The sequence below is a fragment of the Bradyrhizobium sp. UFLA06-24 genome (assembly GCF_054967145.1).
Genome location: NZ_JADFUE010000028.1, coordinates 1 through 24,832, shown reverse-complemented (window position 1 = coordinate 24,832; position 24,832 = coordinate 1). Strand labels below are relative to the sequence as shown.

General features: G+C 64.7%; 23 protein-coding genes. 9 read left to right on the top strand and 14 right to left on the bottom strand.

All coding sequences use genetic code 11. The features are described 5' to 3' along the window. Positions 1-124: 124 nt before the first annotated feature. Genes IF809_RS22190 through IF809_RS22180 form a run of 3 tightly spaced genes read right to left on the bottom strand, consistent with a single transcriptional unit; the run spans position 125 to position 3,329 of the window. Complete coding sequence (locus IF809_RS22190) at positions 125-1,321, bottom strand: acyl-CoA dehydrogenase family protein (protein ID WP_128968198.1); 1,197 nt, start codon at positions 1,319-1,321, stop codon at positions 125-127. Between the two features lie 12 nt (positions 1,322-1,333). Then, positions 1,334-2,473, bottom strand: a complete 1,140-nt coding sequence (locus tag IF809_RS22185) for an acyl-CoA dehydrogenase family protein (RefSeq protein ID WP_462838519.1) — start codon at positions 2,471-2,473, stop codon at positions 1,334-1,336. A gap of 4 nt (positions 2,474-2,477) precedes the next feature. Then, positions 2,478-3,329, bottom strand: a complete 852-nt coding sequence (locus tag IF809_RS22180; RefSeq protein WP_462838518.1) for an enoyl-CoA hydratase — start codon at positions 3,327-3,329, stop codon at positions 2,478-2,480. A gap of 160 nt (positions 3,330-3,489) precedes the next feature. On the opposite strand from IF809_RS22180, the gene IF809_RS22175 reads away from it, so the two are divergent. The 3 genes from IF809_RS22175 (at position 3,490) to IF809_RS22165 (ending at position 5,618) form a co-directional block, all read left to right on the top strand. Then, positions 3,490-4,098: a LemA family protein gene (locus IF809_RS22175; protein ID WP_462838517.1), complete on the top strand. Its 609-nt coding sequence runs from the start codon at positions 3,490-3,492 to the stop codon at positions 4,096-4,098. Between the two features lie 138 nt (positions 4,099-4,236). Then, on the top strand, positions 4,237-5,118 hold the full coding sequence (locus IF809_RS22170; RefSeq protein WP_462838516.1) for a TPM domain-containing protein: 882 nt from the start codon (positions 4,237-4,239) through the stop codon (positions 5,116-5,118). A 2-nt stretch (positions 5,119-5,120) separates the two neighbouring features. Further along, a complete protein-coding gene (locus tag IF809_RS22165) occupies positions 5,121-5,618 on the top strand; it encodes a TPM domain-containing protein (protein WP_462838515.1) in 498 nt (165 codons plus the stop codon). A 109-nt stretch (positions 5,619-5,727) separates the two neighbouring features. Here the strand turns inward: IF809_RS22165 and IF809_RS22160 are convergent, their stop codons facing one another. After that, on the bottom strand, positions 5,728-6,540 hold the full coding sequence (locus IF809_RS22160) for an MBL fold metallo-hydrolase (protein WP_128968194.1): 813 nt from the start codon (positions 6,538-6,540) through the stop codon (positions 5,728-5,730). After that, positions 6,537-6,908 carry a cyclic nucleotide-binding domain-containing protein gene (locus IF809_RS22155; RefSeq protein ID WP_453992963.1) on the bottom strand — a complete coding sequence of 124 codons (372 nt, stop codon included), beginning with the start codon at positions 6,906-6,908 and terminating at the stop codon, positions 6,537-6,539. The genes IF809_RS22160 and IF809_RS22155 overlap by 4 nt, the downstream gene beginning before the upstream one ends. Before the next feature lie 281 nt (positions 6,909-7,189). Here IF809_RS22155 and IF809_RS22150 point away from each other — a divergent pair, with 281 nt between their 5' ends. The 3 genes from IF809_RS22150 to IF809_RS22140 all read left to right on the top strand — a co-directional run bounded on the left by IF809_RS22150 (position 7,190) and on the right by IF809_RS22140 (position 10,020). After that, the gene (locus IF809_RS22150) at positions 7,190-8,155 is read left to right on the top strand and encodes a hypothetical protein (protein WP_462838560.1); all 966 of its coding nucleotides are present in this window, start codon (positions 7,190-7,192) and stop codon (positions 8,153-8,155) included. Between the two features lie 93 nt (positions 8,156-8,248). Beyond that, positions 8,249-9,775 (top strand): hypothetical protein, encoded by a 1,527-nt coding sequence (locus tag IF809_RS22145; protein ID WP_462838514.1) that lies wholly within the window; start codon positions 8,249-8,251, stop codon positions 9,773-9,775. 80 nt (positions 9,776-9,855) lie between these two features. Beyond that, on the top strand, positions 9,856-10,020 hold the full coding sequence (locus tag IF809_RS22140; RefSeq protein WP_462838513.1) for a hypothetical protein: 165 nt from the start codon (positions 9,856-9,858) through the stop codon (positions 10,018-10,020). A gap of 9 nt (positions 10,021-10,029) precedes the next feature. Here the strand turns inward: IF809_RS22140 and IF809_RS22135 are convergent, their stop codons facing one another. The 3 genes from IF809_RS22135 to putA all read right to left on the bottom strand — a co-directional run bounded on the left by IF809_RS22135 (position 10,030) and on the right by putA (position 15,153). Next, positions 10,030-10,677 carry a glutathione S-transferase family protein gene (locus IF809_RS22135; RefSeq protein WP_462838512.1) on the bottom strand — a complete coding sequence of 216 codons (648 nt, stop codon included), beginning with the start codon at positions 10,675-10,677 and terminating at the stop codon, positions 10,030-10,032. A gap of 154 nt (positions 10,678-10,831) precedes the next feature. Continuing rightward, complete coding sequence (locus tag IF809_RS22130) at positions 10,832-12,037, bottom strand: CaiB/BaiF CoA transferase family protein (protein ID WP_462838511.1); 1,206 nt, start codon at positions 12,035-12,037, stop codon at positions 10,832-10,834. Between the two features lie 116 nt (positions 12,038-12,153). Then, positions 12,154-15,153, bottom strand: a complete 3,000-nt coding sequence (gene putA / locus IF809_RS22125; RefSeq protein ID WP_462838510.1) for a bifunctional proline dehydrogenase/L-glutamate gamma-semialdehyde dehydrogenase PutA — start codon at positions 15,151-15,153, stop codon at positions 12,154-12,156. Between the two features lie 113 nt (positions 15,154-15,266). Between putA and IF809_RS22120 the strand changes: the two genes are divergently transcribed. Beyond that, positions 15,267-15,728 (top strand): Lrp/AsnC ligand binding domain-containing protein, encoded by a 462-nt coding sequence (locus tag IF809_RS22120; protein ID WP_128968187.1) that lies wholly within the window; start codon positions 15,267-15,269, stop codon positions 15,726-15,728. A gap of 168 nt (positions 15,729-15,896) precedes the next feature. Here IF809_RS22120 and IF809_RS22115 read toward each other — a convergent pair whose 3' ends face one another. The 4 genes from IF809_RS22115 to IF809_RS22100 form a co-directional block, all read right to left on the bottom strand. Then, positions 15,897-16,097, bottom strand: coding sequence for a cold-shock protein (locus tag IF809_RS22115; RefSeq protein ID WP_128968186.1), 201 nt, complete (start codon positions 16,095-16,097; stop codon positions 15,897-15,899). 196 nt (positions 16,098-16,293) lie between these two features. Then, a complete protein-coding gene (gene sorB / locus IF809_RS22110) occupies positions 16,294-16,602 on the bottom strand; it encodes a SorB family sulfite dehydrogenase c-type cytochrome subunit (RefSeq protein WP_164938864.1) in 309 nt (102 codons plus the stop codon). 11 nt (positions 16,603-16,613) lie between these two features. Then, positions 16,614-17,813: a SorA family sulfite dehydrogenase catalytic subunit gene (gene sorA / locus IF809_RS22105; RefSeq protein WP_462838509.1), complete on the bottom strand. Its 1,200-nt coding sequence runs from the start codon at positions 17,811-17,813 to the stop codon at positions 16,614-16,616. Between the two features lie 270 nt (positions 17,814-18,083). Then, positions 18,084-19,820 carry an adenylate/guanylate cyclase domain-containing protein gene (locus IF809_RS22100; protein WP_462838508.1) on the bottom strand — a complete coding sequence of 579 codons (1,737 nt, stop codon included), beginning with the start codon at positions 19,818-19,820 and terminating at the stop codon, positions 18,084-18,086. 336 nt (positions 19,821-20,156) lie between these two features. Between IF809_RS22100 and IF809_RS22095 the strand changes: the two genes are divergently transcribed. Further along, positions 20,157-21,662, top strand: coding sequence for a glycosyltransferase family 39 protein (locus IF809_RS22095; RefSeq protein WP_462838559.1), 1,506 nt, complete (start codon positions 20,157-20,159; stop codon positions 21,660-21,662). 2 nt (positions 21,663-21,664) lie between these two features. Here the strand turns inward: IF809_RS22095 and IF809_RS22090 are convergent, their stop codons facing one another. Beyond that, positions 21,665-22,693: a YcjF family protein gene (locus tag IF809_RS22090; protein ID WP_128968181.1), complete on the bottom strand. Its 1,029-nt coding sequence runs from the start codon at positions 22,691-22,693 to the stop codon at positions 21,665-21,667. Then, positions 22,690-24,159, bottom strand: a complete 1,470-nt coding sequence (locus tag IF809_RS22085; protein ID WP_462838507.1) for a YcjX family GTP-binding protein — start codon at positions 24,157-24,159, stop codon at positions 22,690-22,692. Before IF809_RS22085 ends, IF809_RS22090 begins: the two co-directional genes overlap by 4 nt. Before the next feature lie 181 nt (positions 24,160-24,340). Between IF809_RS22085 and trhA the strand changes: the two genes are divergently transcribed. Further along, the coding region (gene trhA / locus IF809_RS22080; protein ID WP_462838506.1) for a PAQR family membrane homeostasis protein TrhA at positions 24,341-24,832 on the top strand (492 nt) is incomplete at its 3' end.

Here is a 24,832-nt window from a genome sequence, read left to right as displayed (position 1 = left end):
CGCAGCGAAGCAATTCAGGATCCCTTCGCGGAAAAAGTCTGGATTGCCTCGTCGCACCAGCGCAAAATCGCTTCGCGATTTTGTCGCGAGCTCCTCGCAATGACGATCGAGAGAGCCGTCGCCCTCAAATCCCAAGCATCATCTTCGCAATGATATCGCGCTGGATCTCCGAGGTGCCGCCGAAGATCGTGTAGGCGCGGCCGTTGAGATATTCCGGTACCACCGTCAGCATGTCCTCGGGCAGCGCCGGCTCGTGGTTGAGCTTGTAGAGCGGGCGCATCGGCTCGACGGCGAGTGCGTCGTGGCCAATCACGTCGACCCCTAACCGCGTCACGGCCTGGCGGATCTCGCTGTTGCGCAGCTTCAGAATCGATGACACCGCGCCGGGGTTTTGCCCGGTCTGAAGTGCCGACAGCACGCGCAGCTCGGTCATCTCCAGCGCGTCGATGTCGACCTCGACCTCGGAGATGCGGGAAGCGATGTCAGGGCTGTCGATGGCGCGGCCCGTGAGATCGGACTCAGCGAGTTCGGTGATGGCGCGCAGCCCCTCGCGCAGCTTGGCGGACGCGATGCCGGAGCCGCGCTCGAACTCGAGCAGATATTTGCCGTAGGTCCAGCCCTTGCCTTCCTCTCCGACGCGGTTGGCGACGGGCACGCGTACGTCATCGAAGAATACCTGGTTGACCTCGTGGTCGCCGCCGATGGTGAGGATCGGCCGCGTGGTGATGCCAGGCGTCTTCATGTCGATCAGGATGAAGCTGATGCCGTCCTGCTGCCGCGGCCCGTCGCTGGTGCGGACCAGCGCGAACATGCGGTTGGCGTGGTGGGCATGCGTGGTCCAGATTTTGGTGCCGTTGATGACGTAGTCGTCGCCGTCGCGCACCGCGCGCGTCTTGAGCGAGGAGAGATCGGAGCCGGAGCCCGGTTCGGAATAACCCTGGCACCAATAGTCCTCGCCTGAGAGGATCCGCGGCAGATAGAAATTCTTCTGCTCCGGCGAGCCGAAACCTATGATGACGGGGCCGACCATCTTCACGCCCATCACGTTGACGTTGGGCGCGCCGGCCCGCGCGCATTCGGTCTCGAAAATCCAGCGCTGCGCCGGGGTCCAGTCCGGCCCTCCATGTTCGACCGGCCAGCCCGGGGCGCCCCAGCCGCGGCCGTGCAACGCGCGCTGCCAGGCCATGCCGATGTCAGGATCGGAGAATACCGACGGGGTCAGCGCGGTGGCGCGCTTCATCTCCTCGGTAAGATTTTTGGCGATGAAGCTGCGCACCTCGCTCTGGAAGGCGCGCTCTTCGGCATTGAACGACAGGTCCATGATGCGCTCCTCTCAGGCCGTGCGGGCAAGCTGGGCGTGGCGGGCATAGTGGTGCGCGCTGCCGCCGAACAGCGTGTCGAAGGCGACGAGCCGCTTGAAATAGGCGCCGACCTCGAGCTCCTCGGTGACCCCCATGCCGCCGTGGAGCTGGATGGATTGTTCGCCGACGAAGCGCGCGCATTTGCCGATCTTGGCCTTCGCGCCCGATGCGGCGCGAACGCGTTCGAGCGGGGAGCTATCGGCCTTCAGCGCAGCGCGGAGCGCCATCGAGCGGGCTTCGTCGACCTGGATCGCCATATCGGCGAGGCGGTGGCGGATCACCTGGTTGGCGGAGAGCGGCCGGCCGAACTGTTTTCGGATCTTGGTGTAGTCGAGCGTCGTCTCCAGCAACGTCTGCATGATGCCGACCGCTTCTGCACCAAGCGCGGCCGTGGCGCGATCGACGGCCCATTCGACCGCCGGCAGCGCGTCCTTGCCGTCGCCGAGCAGAGAGTCCTCCGGCAGCTGCACGCCTGACAGTCCGACGTTGCAGGCGCGTCCGCCGCCGAGGCGCGGATAATCGGTGAGCGCGAGGCCCGGCGCGGTTGCCGGCACCAGAAACAGGCCGAGCCGCCCTGACGGCCCGTGATGATCATGGAGGTGCGCAGAGACGATGATCTCGTCGGCGGCGTGGCCATCGAGCACGGCGATCTTGCTGCCTTCGAGCCGCCAGCCTTGCGCTGTCTTGGTTGCTGATGTCGCGACCTTGGCAAGATCGAACCTCGCCGCACGCTCGGAGTGTGCAAACGCCAGCTTGAATGATCCGTCGGCGATCTTGGGCAGGCTGGCCTGCTTCTGTGCCGTACTGCCGCATTTCTCGATTAGCGCAGCGCCCAGCACGATCGTCGCGATATAGGGCTCCGATACCAGTCCGCGTCCGAAGGCTTCCATCAATACGCCGATCTCGACCGGCCCGCCGCCGAGACCGCCGAACTCTTCCGCAATCGGCAACGCCAGCCAGCCGAGCTCGGCGAACTGCTTCCACACCATGGGGCTGAAGCCGAGCGGATCGTTCGCCATTTTGCGGCGGTGGTCGGCATCATAGCTCTCGGCCATGAAGCGTTCCGCGCTCTCGCGCAACAGCCGTTGCTCGTCGCTGAGATTGAGGTCCATGTTTCTACTCCGCGGCCGCCGGCTTGCGCACGGAAGGATGCAGTCCGGATGGATCGACCACCATGCCGAATTCCTGAAGATTGTGGGCGTGACAGAGCTGATGCAGTGCAAAGGCCTGGTCGATCGCGGCGGGCTGGCCCATCACGTCGACGGAGCGGTTCACCGCTTCCTTGGTCAGCTTCAGTGCGAAGGACGGCTTTGAAGCGATCCGGCGCGCCAGCTCCAGCACCTTCGATGAAAGCTCCGCGCGCGGTACGACCTGGTTCACCATGCCCAGCTGATGCGCCTCCTGTGCGCTCCAGCTGTCGGCCGTGAACAGGAACTCCTTGGCCTTGCGCGGCCCCAGTTCCCAGGGGTGCACGAACCATTCGACGCCGCAGACGCCCATGGTGACGACAGGGTCGCAGAACTGCGCGTCGTCGCTGGCAACAATGAGATCGCAGGCCCATGCCAGCATCAAGCCGCCGGCAATGCATTTGCCATGCACCTCGGCGACTGTGGGCTTGGCGAGGTTGCGCCAGCGTCGCGTGATCTGAAGATATATTTCCTGCTCGCGAGCGAAGCGACCATGGGCATTGGGTTCGGCAAAGCCACCCCAATTTCCCACAGGCGGAAAATCGACGCCCGCGACATTTTTGCCGCCAGGGCGCAGATCATGACCCGAGGAGAAATGCGGCCCGTTGCCGGCGAGGATGATCACCTTGACCGTGTCGTCCTGCACCGCCGCGTCGAAGGCGGCGTTGAGGTCGTAGGTCATTTGCAGGTTCTGCGCATTGCGCGCCTCGGGCCGGTTCATCACAACCCGGGCAATCGCGGGCTCCGGCCGCTCCACCAGAATGGTCTCGAACGAGGACATGGCGCGCTCCCCTGTCTTATTGTTTGCGTCGAGTTGACTATGCCGCGTGGTGATAGGCAAGAGGCTTGCGTCCGGGCGCCGCTTTTCGCGCCACGACGACATCTGGCGCCTCATGCGCGCAATCTGGTAGTTTGCGTTCGATTCCACCGGGAGAAATTTGATGCGCAAGATCCTGACCGTGCTGGCAGCGCTGGCCTCGCTCAGCCTCACCAATTGCGGCTACAACGCGATCCAGAGCGAGGACGAGCAGATCAGGGCCAACTGGTCCGAGGTGGTGAACCAGTACCAGCGCCGCGCCGACCTCGTGCCCAATCTGGTCAATTCGGTAAAGGGCTTTGCGCAGCAGGAAAAGGACGTTCTGCTCGGCGTCACCAATGCCCGCGCCAAGGTCGGCAGCATTCAGGCGACGCCCGAGGTGCTCAACGACCCCGCCGCCTTCCAGAAATTCCAGGCCGCCCAGGGCGAGCTCTCCAGCGCGTTGTCGCGGCTCCTTGTCGTCACCGAGAATTATCCGCAGCTCAAATCGGATGCCCTGTTCAAGGATCTGATGTCGCAGCTCGAGGGCACCGAGAACCGCATCACGGTCGCGCGCAACCGCTACATCAAGTCGGTGCAGGAGTATAACGTCACCATCCGCTCGTTCCCGAGCAACCTCACCGCCATGATGTTCGGCTACAAGGAGAAGCCGAACTTCTCGGTCGATAACGAGAAGGAAATTTCGACCGCGCCGAAGGTCGATTTCAACCCGGCGCCTGCGCCGTCGAAGTAAGTGTACTTCGTTTTGCGAATGGCTTTCACCCCACAGAACCCTGTCATCCCCCGCGAAAGCGGGGAATCCAGTACGCCGCGGCTTCTCCGTAGGCCGCTAGCGCCTCTGGAATACTGGATCGCCCGGTCAAGCCGGGCGATGACACTGAGGGTGTGGTTTGCAGCCATCGTTACGGCGTTCCTCGTTAACTTCACAATCTCCGCCGCGGCCGACGTCGCGGTCCCCCAGCTCACCGGCCGCGTGGTCGACCGCACCGGGACGCTGTCGAGCGGCGATATCGCCACGCTGTCGCAAAAGCTCAGCGATTTCGAGACGCGCAAGGGCAGCCAGATCGCGGTGCTGATCGTGCCGACGACGGAGCCGGAGACGATCGAGCAGTTCTCGATCCGTGTCGCGGAGGCCTGGAAGATCGGCCGCAAGAAGATCGACGACGGCGCCATCCTGGTGGTCGCCAAGAACGACCGGCATCTGCGCATCGAAGTCGGCTACGGTCTCGAGGGCGCGCTGACCGACGTCGCCTCGCGGCGGATCATCGACGAGGTCATCACGCCGAAATTCAGGGAGGGCGATTTCGCCGGCGGTATCTCGGCCGGAGTCGACCGGATGATGCGCGTCGTGGATGGCGAACCGCTGCCGGTGCCTTCGCGCAGCGTCAACTTTGCCAATCTGGACGACATCGGCCCGGCTGTCCCGTTCGTCCTGTTCGCCTCGCTCGTCGTCGGCGGATTCCTGCGCGCATTGCTGGGGCGACTGCTCGGTTCGGTCGCGACCGGCAGCGTGATCGGCGTGCTGGCGTTGCTGATCCTCGGGTCGGGCGCACTGGCCCTGCTCGCTGGGATCATCGGCTTCGTGCTGTCCTTCATCGCCGATCTGTTTCCGGCCTCGACCGGCTCCTCGCGCGGCGGCTCGTGGTCGGGCGGATCCTCGTCCGGCGGCTGGAGCAGCGGATCGTCGTCCGGCGGCGGCTTCAGCGGCGGCGGCGGCAGCTTTGGTGGCGGCGGCGCCTCGGGGAGCTGGTAGCCATGAGCATCAGGCGTATTGCGAGGCATCTCCTCCAGCACCACTGGCGCGCCAGACGGGTATTTCCTCAAGCCGTGCTCGACCGCATCGAGCAGGCGATCAGACAGAGCGAGAAGACGCATTCTGGCCAGGTCCGTTTCGTCGTCGAGGGCGCACTCGATGGCCGTCCGCTGTTCCGCAATCAGCATGCCCGCGCGCGTGCGCTCGACGTGTTCTCGCATTTGCGGATCTGGGACACCGCGCACAACAACGGCGTGTTGATCTATCTGCTGCTCGCCGATCGCGACGTCGAGATCATCGCCGATCGCGGCATCGACGCGAAAGTCGGCGCGGCGGGCTGGGAGGCGATCTGCCGCACGATGGAGACCGCGTTCAGCGCGGGCCAGTTCGAGCGCGGCGTGATCGACGGCATCGCGGCGGTGTCGCGGGAGCTCGCCAGGCATTTCCCGCCGTCGGGTGCGCATCCGAACGAGCTGCCGGACAAGCCGGTGGTGATGTGAGCCTAGTTGTCATTGCGAGGAGCCCTTGCGACGAAGCAATCCAGAATCTCCCAGCGGAAAGATTCTGGATTGCTTCGCTGCGCTTGCAATGACGGTAGAGACACCGTGCCTAATCATCCAGCTTGTTCAGATCCCGCACCGACTGCATGATCGGTTCGAAATTCGCGCGCGCGTCGAGCGCGTCGAACAGTTGCGCGGTGTCCTCCAAGAGGCCGTGCGACCGGGCAATGGCGATGCGAACGTCCTCCTGTGGTGTATCGGATAGCCGCCCGTGGCCCGACAGCAGGATCCTGGCGTCCAGCCCCTTCAGCCGCTCCAGCGACTGGATGTAGTCGGAAATACTGCCGGAGCCGAACACGCCGCCCATCACGCCGCCGGGCATCAAGGTATCGGCGGCGAACAACAGGCCCTTGTCCTGATCGAACAGCGTGATGCAGGCCGAGGTATGGCCCGGCGTGTACATGACGTTGAGACGGAAATTGCCGAGATCGATCAGATTGCCTTCCTCGAGCCAGATGTCGATGTTGATCGGCACGTTCGGCTCGTTGAACATCTTGCGCAGCATCGAGAAATCGTCGCGCAGCATGATCTTGTTGGCGGCCAGCCGATGCGCGGCGACATAGGTGCGGCGCTCGTTGAAATGCCAGGCCGCGCCGATGTGGTCGAGATGCTCATGGCTCAGCACCACCATGTCGATCTTCTCCGGCGGACATCCGGCGAAGTGCAGGCACTCCACCATCGCCGGATAGTTCGACGACAGCCCGACGTCGATCAGGATGGTGCGCGCCGAGCCGCGTACGAGATAGGCGTTGGCGGCGCGGTTGGAGAAGCGGATCTGGAAGACATCGTCCGCCGCCTGGATCAGCGAGCAGACCTCGTTCTTCATCAGGATCGGGAATGCGGTCGGCTTTCGGTCGCTCATGATTGCCCCGCCCGGTAGGTGACCGCGTTGGAGGCGCGCAGGCGCTTCGACAGCGCGTCCATCACCATCAGTGCGAACGCCGGCTGCTGGCTGACGAGATAGACGAAGCGCGCGTGATTGATCCGCATCACCTTCGTGTCCGGTGCCGATGCGATCGCGGTTGCCGAGCGGGCCGAGCCGTCGATCACGGCCATCTCGCCGAAGAACTCGCCCTTGCCGAGCTTGATGATGCTGGTCTTGCGCGCGCCGTCGAGTTTGGCGATCTCGACTTCGCCGTCGAGCACGACGAACAATTCGCGGCCGGTCGAGCCCTCCTCGAAGATGACGTCATCGACATCAAACGCGTTGATGCATTTCTCGATCGTCATGGCACCCCCCAAACGCCTTCTGGCTGACGGGACGCCCCATGTTAGCCGGGGAACAATCACCGGCAAACACTCCTTCGGCTGGTGAGCATGGCCTACCGCAGAGCAGCATTGGCTGACGATTTGTTGCACGCCGCCACGCCGGTTCCACTTTCCCGACCCAATTCGGCCCCGGACGAGTTCCTAAAATTTCGGTAAGCGGGTCCCGAGGTAAGGAATTCGCAAGCAATGAAAGTTACCAAAAGGTCAACCTGGACTGGAGTATTTGAGCCGTGAGCGAACCCATGCCCGAACTGGCCGGCCAAGAGACCAACGACCGGACTGGCGCTGTTGAGGCCGCCGCAGGCATCGAGGCCCCCTCGATCGCCCCCGACCACGAGACGCCGCCCAAGCCTGATCAGATCAAGCCGGATGCTCCGAAGGTCGAGCCGCCCCGCGCCGAGGTCCCGAAATTCGAGGCCAAGAGCGAACCCAAGGCCGAACCCAAGGCCGAGCCGAAGCCGGGCAAGCTGATCGTCATGGCGCCCTCGGAGCGGTCCTGGGAGCGCGAAGAGTTTGCCCCGCATGTGAAGGCCGATGACGTGCGCGAGACTGGCAGCAAGCGCCGCCTGTCGGCGATGGCTGCTGTGGTGGCGATCGCGGCCTGCGTCGGCGCCATCAGTGGCGCGCTCGCGACCGCGGGCATGATGCATTTCGCCGCCGCCCCGGCGCCTGCGCAGGTCGCCGATACCATCGCGCTCGACGCCTCCATTGCGCGGATCGATGGCGATATCGTCGCGCTCAAGGCCAATGTCGAGCACACCTCGAAGGCCGGCCTCAGCCAGATCAACCGGACCAATGACCGTCTCGACAAGCTCGAGAAGGCGCAGGCCGAACCGATGGCCAAGCTCGCAAAACTGTCCGAGACCGTCGACAAGCTGCGCGCCACGCCGCCCGCCGCCCCCGCGCAGGCCGCCGCAGCAGTGCCCGCAAACGAGACCACCGGCACGATCGCGCCGGCTCCGGCCCAGGTCGCGACAGCCGCTGCCGCGCCGGCCGCACCCAAGGCCGAGGTCGGCCGTCTGCCGACGATCGAAGGCTGGCGGCTGCGCAACGCGGCCAACGGCGGTGCGCTGATCGAGGGCCGTGGCGGCTTGTACGAGGTCTATCCCGGCGACCCCATCCCCGGTCTCGGCCGCGTCGATGCGATCCGCCGCCAGGATGGCCGCTGGGTGGTCGTCACCCCCAAGGGCCTCATCGTCGCGCGCTGAGCGTCCGATAGCCGAATTTCAAACAGGCGCTTCACCACCGCGTGAAGCGCCTTTTGACTTGAATAGGCTGTCAGGCGCGGTGTTAGTTGAGGCATGAGCCGCGCGCTGCGAATTCTCCTGGCCGTCACACTGTTGCTTGGCGGCGTCATGTCGCTCTCGGCAGCGGAGAACGCGCCGCTCGTTCGCGGCACCGCGATCACCGATCCTGATCTCCTGCGCAGGCTCGACCAGAGCGATGCGCTGTCGATCTCGCGGCTGTTGCAGCCCGAGCGTAACGGCAATTTTCCGCTGACGAGCGATGTGCTGTTCGCCTCGCTGCCGCAGCTCAAGGAGATTCCACCAGCGATCGATGCGGAGTTCGACCGCTACATCGCCCGGCACAAGCAGGCCTCCCCGAGCGAAGCCATCGGCGTCGGCGAGGGTTTCGACGTCCAGCTGTTCGATCGGGGCAATCTGAAGTCCGCCGACACGCGCTTCGTGCTGGCCGGCATCGTCAACCGCATGGACCGCGCCTATGTCTCGGAAGAGAGCTGCGGCGAGATCCGGCTGATCTATCGTCTGGCGCGGTTCGAAACCGGCAATACCGCGACGCGCCTGCCGATGACGTTCAACCTGGTGGTGAAGGCCCGCGATGCGCGCCCGTTCGACCAGAACGGCAAGCCCGTCACTTGCGCCGAGGTGGCGCGGCGCTGGCTCGACAATGGCGACTGGCAGGGGCTGATCGGCAGCCGCACCGCGCCTTACGACGCAATGATCGACCGTATCGAGACCAACATCCAGATCTCAATCGCGCCGAAATCGGCGCTGCACGATTTCCGCTCCGATTATCTGCTCAAGGTGTTCAAATACGATGCCGCCACCGGGACGTTCGTGGAATCGACGCTGGAGAACCAGATCGACCGCGATCGCATCCTCGCCGATGACGCACTCCGGCGCGACTTCAAGGACTGGCTGCTGACGCCGGCGAATCTGCGCGAGTTCGATCGCGGCACCGTGCTGATCCCGGAAAAGTATCTCGCCAAGGCGGCGGTGACGCCGACACCGGCGGGCCTTGATGCTTCGACATTGCAGCCGGAGTTCGGGATGATGCAAGGCGAGGGCGAGAGCGATCCTCTCTTCACCGACAACGACGTCGTCGGCGCGCTGAAGCAGGCGGCCGCGCGCGGCATCGCCTTGGACAACATCCGCTCGGTCGCGGGCTTCCAACGCCGCCTCAACGATGTCACCTGCTCGGGTTGCCACCAGACCCGCGGCATCGGCGGCTTCCATTTCCCAGGCGTGGACTGGCTGACGGACGGGGCCTCGAATTCCACCATCGTGCCGGCCTCGCCGCATTTCTTCGGCGACCAGATCCGCCGCCGCGACATCCTGACGGCGTTCGCGGAAGGCAAACGCCCTGATTTCTCACGCGGATTTGCCGGCCGCCCGCAAACCCGCGGCAACCGTGAGCTCGCCGGTACCGAATATCAGGATGGCTGGGGCGCTCATTGTTCCCTGCAAAATGCAGGATCGGGAACGGCCGACAAGAGTTTTACGTCATGGACCTGTGCTAAAGGTCTCACATGTCAGCCTGCGGCGGCCTCGAGCCGCATCGGCATGTGCTTCATCAAGACGCGTTAGCGCATGATCCGGAAAAGTGTGTGGCGGTTTTCCGATCAGATCATGCGCAAATCAAGCGACCCAACCGGTTCGGATGACCCATGACGGACACCAGCGAAGCCAACAAGGAGCGCAATCGCGAGATCGCGCAGAATGAGGAAGCCAAGCAGGTCGCCGGCAGCGTCCGCGTCAGCGCCTCGGCTGTCGCGGCGGCGGTCATCATCTGCGGAATCCTGTTCACGCTCCTCTGGCTGGCGCTGAGATAATAGCCGCTCTCACTTCGCGTAGTTCGTCATCCGTTTTCCCGGCAAGAGCTCGTAGGCCGGCTTCCAGCCCGGCAGTGCGGCCATGCGGCCGAGCCAGGCGTCGATGGCGGGATGGCTTTCCGCGAAATCAAAGCCGTGCTCGTCATCAGGATAGTGCAGATAAGCCATCATCGAGATATCGGCGATGGTCGGCTTGGCGCCGATCGCGAACGCGTTGTGCTGGAGGTGGCCGTCGAGAATGCCGAGGAAGTCGTCGAGCCGCCGGCGAAAGTGCTTCAGCACTTGCGGATCGCTCTTCTCGGTGAAGGCCCGCATGAAGCGGTAGGTCGCCATGTAGCCGGTGAGCTTGTGGTTGTCCCAGAACAGCCAGCGCAGCAGCTCGAATTGTTCGGCTTCCGTCTCGGCGCCGAAGCGGCCGTATTGTTCGGCCAGCTTGAGCAGGAGGGGTGCGGTCTGCGTCATCTTCACGCCGTCGACCTCGAGCACGGGAATTTCGCCCATCTCGTTCACGTTCCGGCGCCATTCCGCCGTGCGCGTGACGCCGCCGCCGAAATCGGTCCACACAGGCTCGAATGTCTCGCCGCAAAGCGTGAGCATCAGCGCCAGCTTGTAGCTGTTGCCGGATTCAGGGAAGTAGTGCAGGCGATAAGCGGGCATGGGACCTCGCGGCATTCCGTGTTTGCCGATGACTATACCGACATGGTTCTACCCCGTCATTGCGAGCGCAGCGAAGCAATCCAGCAATGCATCCGCGGTGGGATTCTGGATTGCTTCGCTGCGCTCGCAATGACGGGTCGAGAGCAGTGCGTCGCTACCCCACCGCCCCCTTCGCCCGCAGCTGCTGAATCGCGGCTTCGTCGTATCCTGCGCCACGCAAAATCTCGTCACTGTGCTCGCCGACGCCGGGCGGCTTGCGCGGCTGGACCTTCTTGGTGCCGTCGATCCAGATCGGGGAGTTGATGGTGAGCATGGTGTCGTTCTCGAACGGCACCAGCACTTCGTTATCGAGCATCTGCTTGTCGTTCGGAATATCGTCGAGAATGCCGACGATGCCGAACACCAGCCCGCTGCCGTCGAGAATCCTGCGCCATTCGGCGAGGTCTTTGGTCGCAAAAATCTCGTCAAAAATCTTGATGAGCTCGACCGAGCGGGCGTGGCGGTCGGGCTTGGTGGCGAAGCGCGGATCGTTGGTCAGGTCCTCGCGTCCGAGGCGTTTGGCCAGCGTCGGCCACTGCTTCTCTTCGCTGAGCAGCGACAGGATCAGCCAGCGGCCGTCCTTGCACTGATAGTGGTTGGCGACCGCATTGAGCGCGCGCTCGCGCGGCCGCCGCTCGCCGAACTTGGCGCCGCAGAGCTTGGCCTGCGCCAGCACGCTGGCGGCCCAGACGCCGTTGGCCATCAGGTTGGAGGCGACGTGCGAGCCCTTGCCGGTCTTCTCGCGCTGGTACAGCGCGGTGACGATCGCGCTGTACAGCGCCATGGCGCAGGGATGGTCGCCCATGCCGGCGACCGAGCGGGCCGGTGTGGTGTGGGTATCGGCGCGAACGAGGTCCATCAGGCCGGAGCGCGCCCAATAGGCGTTGCTGTCGAAGCCGGGCTTGTTGGCTTCCTCGCCCTTTTCACCATAGCCGGTGAAGGAGGCGTAGATCAGCCGGTCGTTGAGATGGGCGAGATGGTCATAGGAGATGCCGAGCCGGCCGCGCACCGGCGGCGGCATGTTGGTGATGAAGACATCGGCTTGTTCCACCAGTCTGTAGAGCACGGCCTGCGCCTCGGGCTTGGAGAGGTCGAGCGCGAGGCTCTTCTTGTTGCGGGCCTCGAGCAGCCAGGCGAAATTATGTTCGCTGGTGGGATAGCCGGGCAGGTTGGGCAGATTGCGGTAGGGATCGCCGGCGCCGGGCGGCTCGATCTTGATGACGTCGGCGCCGAAGTCGGACAGCACGGTCGCAGCCGCGGGCGCCGCGATGAAGCTTGCGCAGTCCAGAACCTTGAGCCCTGCAAAAATGCCTTTTTCCATCGCGGCGTTGCTCCCTCGCTCTTGTTGTTTCCCGCTGGCTGGAATTGGCGCGGGCACGTCGTGGGAGCCATTAGACCGATGTTTTGGCGGGATGCAACGGTATCGGGCGCAGGGCCTTACTCCTCTCCCGCAAGCAGCGCAGCGTTGCCGCCGGCCGCGGCGGTGTTGATGGTCACGGTCTGCTCGGTGGCGAAGCGTGCGAGATAGTGCGGGCCGCCGGCCTTGGGGCCGGTGCCGGACAGGCCATTGCCGCCGAACGGCTGCACGCCGACCACGGCGCCGATCATGTTGCGATTGACGTAGATGTTGCCGACCTGGACGCGGTCGATGATGGCCTCAATCGTGTCGTCGATGCGCGAGTGGACTCCAAGCGTCAGTCCGTAAGCAGTGCGCTCGATCGCCTGCAGCACGTGTCCGAGCGTCTCGGCGCGGTAGCGCACCACATGCAGGATCGGGCCGAACACCTCCTCGGTGAGCTGGCCGGCATCCCTCAGTTCGAAGATGTGAGGCGCGACGAAGCAGCCCTGCGGAGCTGTGCCCGCAAAATGCAGCCGGGCCTCGCTTTTCATCCGCGCGATGTGGGCATCGAGCCGCTGCTTGGCCTCGTTGTCGATCACTGGCCCGACATGGGTAGCGACATCTGCGGGATCGCCGATCTTGAGCTCGCGGGCGGCGCCCGCGATCATCTCGATCATGCGGTCGGCGACGTCCTCCTGCACGAACAAGAGCCGTAGCGCCGAGCAGCGCTGGCCGGCGGAGCGGAACGCTGAGGTCACGACGTCGTCGGCAACCTGCTCGGGCAGCGCGGTCGCATCCGCGATCATGGCGTTGATGCCGCCGGTCTCCGCGATCAGCGGCACGATCGGCCCGTCCTTGGCGGCGAGCGTCCGGTTGATGTGACGGGCGACCTCGGTCGAGCCGGTGAAGACGACGCCAGCGATGTCAGGCTGCGCGGTGAGCGCCGCGCCGATGCGGCCGTCGCCGGTGACGAGATGCAGCGCGCTTCTCGGGATACCTGCCTCGTGCAGCAGCGCGACAGCCTCGCGTGCGATGCGCGGCGTCTGCTCGGCAGGCTTGGCCACGACGCTGTTGCCGGCCATCAGCGCCGCGGTGACCTGTCCGAGGAAAATCGCCAGCGGAAAATTCCATGGCGAGATCGCGATGAAGACGCCGCGGCCGCGCAGCGCGAGCGTGTTGCTCTCGCCTGTCGGGCCCGGCATCGCTGTCTCGCTGCCGAACAGTTTTCGGCCCTGAGCTGCATAATAGCGGCAGAAATCGGCGGCTTCGCGCAGCTCGGAGAGCGCATCGTCAAGCGTCTTGCCGCCTTCGCGCTGAAGCAGCGCGATGTACTGTGCGCTGCGGCTCTCCAGCAGATGCGCGGCCTGCTCCAGCGCCGCCGCGCGCGTCCAGGCCGGCGTCCGGCTCCATCCGGCAAAGCCGGCGCGGGCCGCGACGACCGCCGCGCCCGCCTGCTCGGGCGTGGCGTCGGGGACCGGCTTGAGCTCGGGAGTCGCAGCCTTGACTTCGGCGAGCAGCCGGTCGAGCGCCGTGCGCTCGCCGAACTCGATGCCGGCTGAATTGTGCCGCTCCGGCGCGAACAGATCGCCCGGCAAAGGGATCTTGGCGTGATGGGCGTGATCCGGACGGATGATGAGATCGACCGGGCGCTTCAACAGCGCCGGCACCGGCACGCGATAATCGGCGGCCTGCGCCACGAAGGAGGAGTTGGCGCCGTTTTCGAGCAGTCGGCGCACCAGATAGGCGAGCAAATCGCGATGGCTGCCGACCGGGGCATAGGTGCGATAGGCGATCTCGGGGTGATCCCTGGCGAGCTGCTCGTAGAGCGCTTCGCCCATGCCGTGCAGGCGCTGGAATTCGAAGCCACCGCTCTCGCCCGCGAGCTCCAGCACGGTTGCGACGGTGAGCGCGTTATGGGTGGCAAATTGGGGAAATATGCGCGGGCGCAGTCCCAAGAGCTGCGATGCGCAGGCGACGTAGTTCAGATCCGTCATCGCCTTGCGGGTGAACACCGGATAGCCGTCGAGCCCGCGCTCCTGCGCGCGCTTGATCTCGGTGTCCCAATAGGCGCCCTTGACCAGACGCACCATCAGCTTGCGATCATGCGCGCGGGCCAGCTCGTGGACGTATTCGATCACCGCGCTGGCGCGCTTCTGATAGCCCTGGATCGCAAGGCCAAAACCGTCCCAGCCTTTGAGCGAGGCATCGGCCAGCGTTGCCGCGATGACGTCGAGCGACAGCTCCAGCCGGTCGGCCTCCTCGGCATCGACCGTGAAGTTGAGGTCATACGCCTTGGCGCGCCGCGCAAGATCCAGCAACTGCGGCACCAGTTCGCGCATCACGCGGTCGCGGCTGATCGCCTCGAAGCGCGGATGCAGCGCCGAGAGTTTGACGGAGATACCTGGGCGGTCGGGCAGGGGATGGTTGCCCGCAGCCTTGCCGATCGTCTCGATGGCGCTCGCATAGGCGTCGAAATAGCGTCGCGCATCCGCCGCCGTGCGCGCGCCTTCGCCGAGCATGTCGAAGGAGTAGCGCGACTTCTGACCAGAGCGCGGCTTGCCTCGCTCCAGCGCCTGCTCGATGGTCTCGCCCAGCACGAAATGATTGCCCATCAGCCGCATCGCCTGGCGCGTGGCGGTGCGCACTGCCGGCGCGCCCAGCCGCTTTACCAGCCGGCCGATGGTGCCGTCGGGCGTTTCGCCGGGCTGGATCACCCGCGCGGAGAGACCAAGCGCCCAGGCCGAGGCGTTGACCAGGAACGCCGTGGACTTGGTCTCGTGATGGATGAAGTCACCCTCGCCGAGCTTGTCCTCGATGAACTGGTCGGCGGTGCGGGCATCCGGCACGCGCAGCAGCGCCTCGGCCAGCACCATCAGCGCAAGGCCCTCCTTGGTGGAGAGCGCGAACTCGCGCAGCATGTCCTCGACCCCGCCGAGCCGGTCGTCGCGCTTGCGGATCGCCTCAATCAGCCGCGTTGCCGTGCGGTCGATCCGGGCTTCCTGCGCTGGGCTGAGATGCACCAACGGAAAGAGGCGCGCAGCGATGTCGGCGTCATCAGGCGCGTAGGGGGCAGAGAAGGGGGGCGGGAGGTTTGGCATGGCGTGTCCTGTAGCTGAGATCAGGATAAGACCCGCGCGACCGTGGTTCGATAGGCAAATTAATCAATTTGCCTTAAGAAATGAAGATAAGAAAGAGACTGAACGTAGAAAATATGGATCTTGATCGCATTGACCGGAAAATCCTCGCCATTTTGCAGGAGGATGGGCGAATCGCCAATGTCGAGCTCGCCGAGCGCATCGGCCTGTCGCCGACGTCAATCGGCGAGCGGCTGAAGCGGTTGCAGCGCGAGGGCTTTGTCGAAGGCTATGGCGCGCGCCTCAATCCGCACCGGCTCGGGCTAGGCTTGCTCGTGTTCGTCGAGGTGCTGCTCGACAAGACCACGCCCGACAATTTCGAGCGCTTTGCGCGCGCGGTGAAGCTCGCGCCCGAAGTGCTGGAGTGTCACATGGTTGCAGGCGGCTTCGACTATCTGGTGAAGGCGCGGCTGGCGGACATGACCGCGTATCGGCGCTTCCTCGGCGAGACCCTGCTGTCGATGCCGGGCGTGCGCGAGACGCGCACCTATGCGGTGATGGAGGAGATCAAGCGCGACGCACCGTTGCCGGTGGGCTGACCACATGCGGTCGCGATTGTCGTTGCTGTGGGGTTCATCGGCGATCTCTCCAGGCAAAAAGCCTTTCGCGTGCAGTCGCAACGCCTGTCGTCGAATGCACTGATCGTCTTCTAATTTTTTTGGCCTCACTCCCGGATGAGATCCGGGAGGCAGCAAAGGCTGGCGGGCTTATACTTTGAGGTTCTCTGCGGACGTCTTGCCCCGGTTTGCGATCTCTTCATATTCAACCGTCTGTCCCTCGTTGAGCGAGGACAGGCCGGCTTTCTGCACTGCCGAGATATGCACGAACACATCCTTGCCGCCCGACGCAGGCTGGATAAATCCATAACCCTTCGTCGGGTTGAACCACTTGACCGTACCTTTGGGCATCACGTCTTCTCCGCGGGTCTTCCTCCGAGATCACGAACCGCCAGTCCCCGCCAACCAGCCGGTTCGGTTCTACAGGATACGCGGAATGTGGCGGGCTTGGTAGATCAAACCACATCCGCATTTTACCGAAATTCGCTCAACTTCGCGGCGTTTTTGCCGGATTTGCCCGTTTCGCGGTCAATTGGCCCTGATGCCGTCAATAAGTCGCGGCCAGATAGTCGACGATCTTGCCGACGTCGCCCTCGGCGATCGGCGCGCCGTAGACCTTGATCATCTTGGTCACCTCGGCCTGCCAGAAGGCTTTCTTGTCCTTCATCGGCGGCTGGGTCGCGATGTAGTCGGACGAATGGCAGGCGGCGCAATTGCCCTGCACCACTTCGAGATTTGGCCCGGGCCTGAAGGCTGCGGTCTCATCCGGTGTCTTGTAATTGATCGGGGCGGCGATGGCCGACCCGACCAATGCGGCGGCGGCGAGCGCGATGGCGCTGAGAACGGTGCGCTGCATGATCATTCTCCTCAGGCCACGTTGACGCGGACGGTTTCGACGACGTTGCGCAAATAGCCCGCAGGGTTCCAGCGCGGCGTGTCCGGCTGTGTCTCGCCGGAATTGCTGGTGGCGCGCACCTTGAGCTCGACCTCTCCAGCCGCGAGCTTCACCGGCAGCTTCCATTCCCGGAACGAGTAATTGCCGAGGTCCTTGCCGAGCCTGGCCGAGGCCCAGGTCTTGCCGCCGTCGGTGGAGACCGAGACGTCTTTGATGCCCTTGCCGCCGTCGAAGGCGATGCCACGCAGCGTCGTCCGTCCGGCCTTCAGCTTGGCGCCATCAGGCACGTTGGTGATGAAGGAGCGGATGGTGAAGCGGTTGATCGGGATCGTCGCTTTCGGTGTCGTGCCGGGCTCGACCGAATTGTCCGGGGTGTCAGGAATCCGGTAGGCCGACTTCATCCAGAAGCCGTCATAGACGCCGTCGATGACGGTGATCTCGTTGAGGTGTTTGACCCAGTAGGTGCCGTAATAGCCTGGTACGACCAGGCGCAGCGGGAAGCCGTTGAGGAACGGCAGATCCTCGCCGTTCATGCCATAGGCCAGCATCACCTCGCCATCGGCGGCGTGGGCGAGATCCAGCGCCTTGGCGAAGTCAGGCGTCTTGTCGATGACCGGACCGTCCATGCCGCCGAAGACGACCTGCTTGGCGCCGGCCTGCACGCCCGCCATGTCGAGCACGGTCTTGAGCGACACGCCGCGCCAGCGCGCATTGCCCATCGCGCCATTGGCGAGCTGGCCACCGGCGACCCGCGGCTCGAAGAAGCCGCGGCTGTTGCCGGAACATTGCGTGACGGCGACGATCTCGGTCGCCTTCATCTTCTTGATGTCCTTCAGCGACAGTTTGAGCGGCTTGTCGACCTTGCCCTTGACCTCGAGCGTGAACTTATCGGGGTCGAGATCGTAGGGCAGGCCGGCGAGGTGATAGCGCACGAAGAACGCGTTGTTCGGCGTGATCGGGCCGTCGTTGAAGATTGCAAACGGCGTCTCTAGCTGCGGCGGACGGCTGGTGAGCCCGATCATCGGCCGCTTCTGCGGATATTTCACCAGTGGCCGCTCGCCATTGCCGAACGGCAGCGTCACGGTGTCGAGTGCCAGGGCCTTGGTGGAATTCAGTGTGGCCGCCATGGCGGCAAGGCCCGCTCCTTTGAGCAGGTCGCGTCGGTCGAACATTCAGGTCTCCTCCCGGAGCTTTTCGTTGCCTCGCGGTCATCACCGCAAGACCTGCGCTCATCTGTCTCAACCATCAGGTTGAAGTCAATTCGTGCTTTCGCAGCAAGCCCATGCCGCTGCGCTGCAACAGGCCGGTGTTACGCGGTGATGATTCTTGCTTCACCTCTCCCGCTTGCGGGAGAGGGCCTTTTCCTCTGGGGGATTGTCCCATTGCGGAGATACCCTCTCCCGCAAGCGGGAGAGGGAGCGCAGCTGTCGGCGTGGATCGCCTTACGCCGCGACGCGCTCGCCGCCGGCGATGAGGGCGGACAATGTCCTGGTATCTGCAACGACGCGCACCACCATCGGCTCGTCCCGGCCGCGGATCGCGACCTCCTGCTTCGGCAGCGCATCGTCGTGAAGGCCGGCGGTGCGGCGGACCTCCTCGGAGACGATCGCCTCGCACTGAAGCGTTTTGGTCATGTCCTGAAGCCGGGCTGCGACGTTGACGGCATCGCCAAGCGCCGTGAAGACGATGTGGTCGCGATAGCCGATGTCGCCGATGATGACCTCGCCGCCATGGACGCCGATGCCGAAGCGGATCGGCTGGCGCAGATCGTGGCTCAGCAATTCGTTGAGCTCGTCCACATGGGTTGCGATGCCCGCCACCGCCTTCAGAGCCTGCCGGCACGCAGTGTGCGGATCGGTCGTGAGGCCGAACAGGGCCAACATGCCGTCGCCGACGAACTGGTTCGGCTGACCGCCATTCTCGATCACCGCCTGCGACACCGCGCCGAGGAAACGATTGACGATGAAGACGGTGTCGAACGGCAAACGCTTCTCGGCAAGCTGCGTCGAGCCGCGCATGTCGACGAACAGGCTGACGAGATAGCGCTCCTGGCCGATCCTCGCGGGCGACGACGCCTGTGCGTTCGCCGACAGCATCTGTGGCATGAACAGCTGGAAGAAGGAGAGATCGCAATCCGGCCGCAGCTGGCAGGCCAGCCGGATCGAGGGATCGGCGGTGCCGACGCGGGCCAGCACGAAGGCTTCGCGCTGCGATGGCTCGGGCAGGGCGCCGTGGTCGCCGATGATGCGGATGCGGCAGGTCGAGCAGCGGGCGCGGCCGCCGCAGACGCTGGCATGCGGCACGTTGTGGCGCAGGCTCGCCTCCAGCACGGAGAGCCCCTTGGGCACGCGCACCGTCTTGCCGTTGCCATAGGACAGCGCGATCATGCCGCCGCGCCGCTCGCGCCAGCCGCGCACGCCGCGTCCGAGCAGCGCCAGGCCGAGTAGCCCGATATAGCTGATGGTGAGCGCGCCGGTGATGCGGTCGAGCGTGTCGGCCTGGGCGAACGTGCCGACCTCGCGCTGCGTGTAGTTTTGCTTGCGCCAGTCTCCGTCTTCGCTGTCGGCAGCGACGCTGCGGCCGCCCTGGTAGATGCCGAGCAGAGCCAGCGTTGGAATCAGTACGGCGGCCGCCAGCAAATAGGGCGCCGCGCGGGTGAAGAACGGTTTCAGCCGAAGCCAGAAATAGATGCCGATGCAGCCGTGCACCCAGGCGACGATCAGCAGGATCGTCATGGTCCAGAGCCGGGCGGGCGCCACGACGAAAAAGAGATAAAGCTCCTGCGGATACAGCTTCTCGTGCCCGTAGAGCATCTGGCCGAGCCGAATGCCGATCACATGGGCCATCACCAGCGCGGGGATGCTCAGCCCCAGCAAGAGCTGCAGCGGCTCGATCGTCCGCCAGCGGAACTGGCGGCGCTGGTAAAGCGCGTAGACGCCGAGACCCATATGGGTGAGGGCGGCGGTGTAGAACACGATCGCGACCGGGAGGAACTGCCAGAACGAGGTGTGGTAATAGACCCCGACCTGCATCGCATCGACCGAGATATTGCCGAGCGCGTGGTTGAGGAAATGGCTGACCACGTAGGCGAACAGGATAATTCCGCAGACCAGCCGGACCTGCCGCGCGCTGGTGGAGCGGACGAGTTCGGGCAATCGCAAAAGGACGGTCCTGGCCATGATTCGGTTGTATCAGCTCATTAAGGAGAACAGCCAGCGGAGAGTTAAATTCCGCCGGGTCGATGGCCGATCCGATCACATGCGCGACAAGGTTACGTAACGGTAAGTCTTGTAAGGTGGGCAAAGGCGGATCAGCGCCGTGCCCACCGTTTTGCCTCCACACCCCCGCTATCATCCCGGGCCGCGCTTCGCTTGCCCGGCATGACGGTGGCCACATTGACTCCCCCTCCCAAGTCGGGGAAAAGCGCGGCCGTGACGATCGCTCCCGACATCTCCGTGAAGCCCCACGACGCCTCGCGTCGGCCGCTTGTGGTGGCCGCGCTGGTGATTGCCGCGATGACGGTGCTGCGCATCGTCTACGCCTCCGCGATCGAGCTGCGCACCGACGAAGCCTATTACTGGACCTGGTCGAAAGAGGCGGCATTGAGCTTCCTCGATCATCCGCCCGGCATTGCCTGGCTGATCCGCTTCGGCACCGCGATCTTCGGCGACACCGTGCTCGGCGTCCGCTTCGGCGGCATTGTCGCGATGCTGGTGATGCAGCTGCTGCTCGCCGATATGGTCCGCCGCCTCACCCATGACGTGCGCGCGATCGTTGTGGCGGTGCTGATGCCCGAGGCCGCGCTCTATTACGGCCTGCTGATGGCCAAGGTCGCGCCCGATGTTGCCATGATCCCGTTTGCGGTAGCGATGATGTGGTCCCTGATGCGGCTTGCTCAGAGCGGCGACGGCCGCTGGTGGCTCGCCGCTGGCTTGTTCGCAGGGCTCTCGCTGCTGTCGAAATTCACTGCCATCATGTTCGCGCCGGCGGTTGCTGCGTTCCTGCTGGTGCCGGATTGGCGCTGGCGCTGGCTGCGCAGTCCCTATCCTTATCTGGCGGCGCTGATTGCGATCGCCGTGTTTTCGCCGGTGCTGATCTGGAATGCGCAGCACGACTGGGCCTCGTTCCGCTTCCAGGGCGTGCGCGCCACCGCCAATTACGGCATCTCGCTGCGAACCGTCGGCGACTACATCGGCCTGCAACTCGGTCTCGTCGGTTTCGTCATGCTGCCGGTGGTGCTGTCGGGCCTCGTCCTGACGGCATGGCGCGGCACTCGTTCCCGCGAGCCGGTGGCGATCCTGCTCTCGACCGCGGTGCTGGTGCCGTTCGTCTATTTCGTTCTCAAGTCGTTTACACTCCGGGTCGGTGACACCTGGCCGATGTTCATGTGGCCGGTCGGTTTTGCCGCTGCCGCGGTGAATCTAACGATGCTGCCTGGAGAAGGTTGGTCGGCACGGATGATCCGCTCGAGCATCTTTTGGGCGGAAACGGCGCTGGTGTCCGGGATCGCCTTCGTCGTGATCGTGTTCCTTTATTACGTTGCCGCGCCCTGGAACTTGCTCGGCAAGATGGATCCGATCGGCGCGGAGGCCGGCTACGAGCAGGTCGCCGCACGCGCCCAGGCCGCGCTCGACGAGACCGGCGCGACCTGGATCGCGACCACGGATTATCGCACCTATGCCATGATGCGCTGGCTGTTCCGCGGCCGCGTTCCCGTAGTCGAGATCAACGAGCGCGGCCGCTTCCAGGATTTCCATGATCCTGGCATGGACAGGATCAGGGGACACGTAGGACTCTATGTCGGTCGCCAACCCGATGATCATTCACCTCTGTGGGAGACAATCCCCGCGACGCGCACGCCAGTGGGGCAAGTCGAACGCCGCTGGCGTGGAGTCCTGATCGATACCTATACGCTCGACAAGCTCACCGGATGGACCCCGCAGCTCTCGCCGCCAAAGGACTCGCCGCTGTTCCAGTGGCGCGTGCTGGCGGGGGAGTTTGAGGTTCGTCCGCTCGCCTAGCGCTACTCCTCGTCCTCTTTCCTGCGCAACAAATCCGTCGCGAGGTCTGACAGTTTCGGCGGCGGCAGCGCGGCGAATGGCAACGGCCTGGTGACGTCGATCGCCGCCAACCCGAGCCGCGCTGTCAGCAGTCCGTTCAACATGCCTTCGCCCAGCCGCTGCGACAGCTTTGCCGCAATCCCATGCCCGAGCATCTGCTGCACCAGGCTGTCGCTGGCGGCGAGGCCGCCGGTGATGGCGAGATGGGCGATGACGTGGCGGAGCAGCCGGATCATGCCGAGCGCGCCGGGGCGGCCGCCATAGAGCCGGGCGAGCTGGCGGATCAGCCGCAGCGAGGCCACGAACACGAACAGCACGTCGAACAGTGCGCGCGGCGACACCGCCGTGACGATCGAGACTCGCTGCGCGGCCGAGGACACCAGCCGCCGCGCCTCCTCATCAAGCGGCGACATCAATTCGCGCTCGGCGAGCCGGATCATGTCGGCGCCGTCGATGATCTCGCCGGTGTGGCTTTCCAGCGCGGCACGGGCGCGCGCAAGCCGCGGGTTCTGGTGCGCGATCGCGATCAGGTCCTTGACGATGTCGCGGCTCTCCTTGCGATCGTCGGTCAAGAGCACCTCGGCGGCACGCCGATGCAGTTTCTCGATCGTCGCAAGCCGCGCAAGGCCGAACGCCTCGCGGCCGATCACCACCGCGAGCGCAAGCGTGGTGACGAAGGCGAGCGCAACGCCGACGAAGCCGAGGCTCTCGCTGCGCGCAAAAAGATCCTCGATCAGCCTGACCACGCCGAGCCCGGTGCCGAGCAGCGTCAGGCCGGCGACGCCCGACCAGAACAGCGCGCCCCAGGGAAAGCCGCGCCGCACGGGAAGCGCGGTTTCAATGGGCACCGGCAAGCTGGCCGGATCTGGCTCCGGCGTGATCTGGACGGTGGCGCGACTGAGCCGGCTGGTCTCGTCGGCCTCGGTCACGACGACATCGGGATTGTCGAGCCGGAACGTCGCCGGCCGCCGTGGCTTCGATCGGTCGTTCATGCGAGCTTGTCTCCGATCAGGAACTGCAGAGTACGGTCGAGGCGGATGTGCGGCAGCGTGGGCTCGTTCGTTCCTTCGCGTTCGAGCTTTGGCGGACGGAAGCGCAGGAAGCGGAAGTCGCTCTTCTCGGCGGCTTGCGTCGACAATCCGCGGAACGCGTCCGTCCCATCAAAGAGCGGCTCGGGATCATCAGGCAGATCGCCCGGAAACGTCGCGACCTCGGTGTTGCCGTCAAAGAACTCGCCGTTCGCGCTTTCGCCCGCCGCGGGCGTACCCAGGATGGAGGGCAAGACGTCGCGGCCATGCGCAACCTGGGCCTCGCGCGTGGCGCGGACCGCGGCGAGCGCCACCACGTCGATCTCGGCGCCGGTATCTTCGGCACGTGCGACAGCGCGAGCGACGGCGCGGCGCAGCACGGCCTCGAGGCGGTCGTGACTGGAATGATGCAGATGATCCGCTTTCGTTGCCGCGAACAGGATACGGTCGATTCGCGGCCGGAACAGGCTGGAGAGAAACGTGCTGCGGCCGATGCGGAAGCAATCGAGAATGCCCGATAGTGCCGCTTCGAGATCGTGCAGCGCCTCGGGTCCCGCGTTGAACGCGGAGAGGGCATCGGCCAGCACGATCTGGCGGTCGAGCCGCGCGAAATGATCGCGGAAGAACGGTCGCACCACGATATCTTTGTAAGCCTCAAATCGACGCGCCATCATCGCCCACAGCGATCCCTCCGGCGCCTGTCTGCCTGCGGGAACGTCGAGCGGCGCAAAGGTCAGCGCCGGCGTATCGGCGAGATTGCCGGGCATCAGGAAGCGGCCGGGCGGCAAGAGACTCATCGCGAAGCGTTCGTCGCGGCAGGCGCGCAGATATTGGGTGAACAGCTTTGCGGCTGTCAGCGTCGCCTGCTCGTCCTCGTGCGCTTCGGGCTTGAGCATGGCCAGATGCGCGTGCCAGTCTGCGGCCAGGTGCGCGCGCGGCACCTCGCGCGAGAGCGCCAGGCTCTCGGCCGACCATTGCTCGTAGCTCTTTTGCAGCAGCGGCAGGTCGAGCAGCCATTCGCCGGGATAGTCGACGATGTCGAGCGTCAACGTGCGGTCGGCTCCGTTCGGGCGCTGGTAGTCGATGACGAGACGCAGCTCGCTGATGTCCACCGTCGAGCTCGGCCAGCGACGTTCCTCGACCAGCGCGCGCAGATGGTTCTCATAGGCAAAGCGCGGCACGGCATCGTCGGGCTGCGGCGCCAGATGCGCCCGCGCGATCCGGCCCGAGGCATAGGCTTCGAACACCGGAAACCGGCCGCCGCGGGTCAGCCCGTGGATCAGCGCGGTGATGAATACGGTCTTACCGGCCCGCGACAGGCCAGTGACACCAAGCCGCACCGTCGGACTGAAGAAGTGCTCGCCATAGTCGATCAGCGCCCTTGCCGAAAGCCGCGCCTCCTCGACCATGTCCTGAAAACTGAATGCCATATGAACGCTGGTAATCCCGGGGCGGGCGGAACAGAGAAGCCGTTCACAAAAGTGGCAATTGCATGAGGAAAATCAAGCTTCATACTTCCACCGTCTTTGTCGGCAAATCAGCCGATTGAACGACGCGTGGGTCCCGAAAGACCCATATAGAAGGGCATTGCCACAGCTATCGCGGATTGCCATGACCGTCTTCCAGTTGAAGCAACTTGCATCCACCTCCGTCCACGCCGCCGCCGACGCCTTCGGCTGGAATTACGATCGCGCCGAGCTGATTGCCGACGGCATCATCCACGGCGTCGGCGTGCTCGCCGGCATCAGCGCGGCGACCGTGCTGGTGGTGCTGGCAGTCGTCTATGCCGATGCGACCGATATCGTCGGCGTCTCGATCTATGTCGCCGGGCTGATGTCGATGCTGGTGCTGTCGGCAACCTACAATCTCTGGCCGGTTTCGCGCGCCAAATGGCTGTTGCGCCGCTTCGATCATTCCGCGATCTACCTGTTGATCGCGGCGACCTACACGCCGTTCATCCTGGAGGTGAAGGACAGCGCGTTCGCGCTGGTGCTGCTCACCGGCGTCTGGTGCGTCGCTATCCTTGGTATCGTGCTGAAGCTGTTCTATCCGGGTCGGTTCGACCGCGTCTCGGTCGGCATCTATCTCGCCATGGGCTGGAGC

What these genes read in the sequence shown, in the direction of transcription:
- IF809_RS22190 (WP_128968198.1), bottom strand. Translation starts at nt 1,321, where the DNA reads ATGGACCTGTCGTTCAATGCCGAAGAGCGCGCCTTCCAGAGCGAGGTG.
- IF809_RS22185 (WP_462838519.1), bottom strand. Translation starts at nt 2,473, where the DNA reads ATGGACCTCAATCTCAGCGACGAGCAACGGCTGTTGCGCGAGAGCGCG.
- IF809_RS22180 (WP_462838518.1), bottom strand. Translation starts at nt 3,329, where the DNA reads ATGTCCTCGTTCGAGACCATTCTGGTGGAGCGGCCGGAGCCCGCGATT.
- IF809_RS22175 (WP_462838517.1), top strand. Translation starts at nt 3,490, where the DNA reads ATGCGCAAGATCCTGACCGTGCTGGCAGCGCTGGCCTCGCTCAGCCTC.
- IF809_RS22170 (WP_462838516.1), top strand. Translation starts at nt 4,237, where the DNA reads ATGACACTGAGGGTGTGGTTTGCAGCCATCGTTACGGCGTTCCTCGTT.
- IF809_RS22165 (WP_462838515.1), top strand. Translation starts at nt 5,121, where the DNA reads ATGAGCATCAGGCGTATTGCGAGGCATCTCCTCCAGCACCACTGGCGC.
- IF809_RS22160 (WP_128968194.1), bottom strand. Translation starts at nt 6,540, where the DNA reads ATGAGCGACCGAAAGCCGACCGCATTCCCGATCCTGATGAAGAACGAG.
- IF809_RS22155 (WP_453992963.1), bottom strand. Translation starts at nt 6,908, where the DNA reads ATGACGATCGAGAAATGCATCAACGCGTTTGATGTCGATGACGTCATC.
- IF809_RS22150 (WP_462838560.1), top strand. Translation starts at nt 7,190, where the DNA reads ATGCCCGAACTGGCCGGCCAAGAGACCAACGACCGGACTGGCGCTGTT.
- IF809_RS22145 (WP_462838514.1), top strand. Translation starts at nt 8,249, where the DNA reads ATGAGCCGCGCGCTGCGAATTCTCCTGGCCGTCACACTGTTGCTTGGC.
- IF809_RS22140 (WP_462838513.1), top strand. Translation starts at nt 9,856, where the DNA reads ATGACGGACACCAGCGAAGCCAACAAGGAGCGCAATCGCGAGATCGCG.
- IF809_RS22135 (WP_462838512.1), bottom strand. Translation starts at nt 10,677, where the DNA reads ATGCCCGCTTATCGCCTGCACTACTTCCCTGAATCCGGCAACAGCTAC.
- IF809_RS22130 (WP_462838511.1), bottom strand. Translation starts at nt 12,037, where the DNA reads ATGGAAAAAGGCATTTTTGCAGGGCTCAAGGTTCTGGACTGCGCAAGC.
- putA (WP_462838510.1), bottom strand. Translation starts at nt 15,153, where the DNA reads ATGCCAAACCTCCCGCCCCCCTTCTCTGCCCCCTACGCGCCTGATGAC.
- IF809_RS22120 (WP_128968187.1), top strand. Translation starts at nt 15,267, where the DNA reads ATGGATCTTGATCGCATTGACCGGAAAATCCTCGCCATTTTGCAGGAG.
- IF809_RS22115 (WP_128968186.1), bottom strand. Translation starts at nt 16,097, where the DNA reads ATGCCCAAAGGTACGGTCAAGTGGTTCAACCCGACGAAGGGTTATGGA.
- sorB (WP_164938864.1), bottom strand. Translation starts at nt 16,602, where the DNA reads ATGCAGCGCACCGTTCTCAGCGCCATCGCGCTCGCCGCCGCCGCATTG.
- sorA (WP_462838509.1), bottom strand. Translation starts at nt 17,813, where the DNA reads ATGTTCGACCGACGCGACCTGCTCAAAGGAGCGGGCCTTGCCGCCATG.
- IF809_RS22100 (WP_462838508.1), bottom strand. Translation starts at nt 19,820, where the DNA reads ATGGCCAGGACCGTCCTTTTGCGATTGCCCGAACTCGTCCGCTCCACC.
- IF809_RS22095 (WP_462838559.1), top strand. Translation starts at nt 20,157, where the DNA reads ATGACGGTGCTGCGCATCGTCTACGCCTCCGCGATCGAGCTGCGCACC.
- IF809_RS22090 (WP_128968181.1), bottom strand. Translation starts at nt 22,693, where the DNA reads ATGAACGACCGATCGAAGCCACGGCGGCCGGCGACGTTCCGGCTCGAC.
- IF809_RS22085 (WP_462838507.1), bottom strand. Translation starts at nt 24,159, where the DNA reads ATGGCATTCAGTTTTCAGGACATGGTCGAGGAGGCGCGGCTTTCGGCA.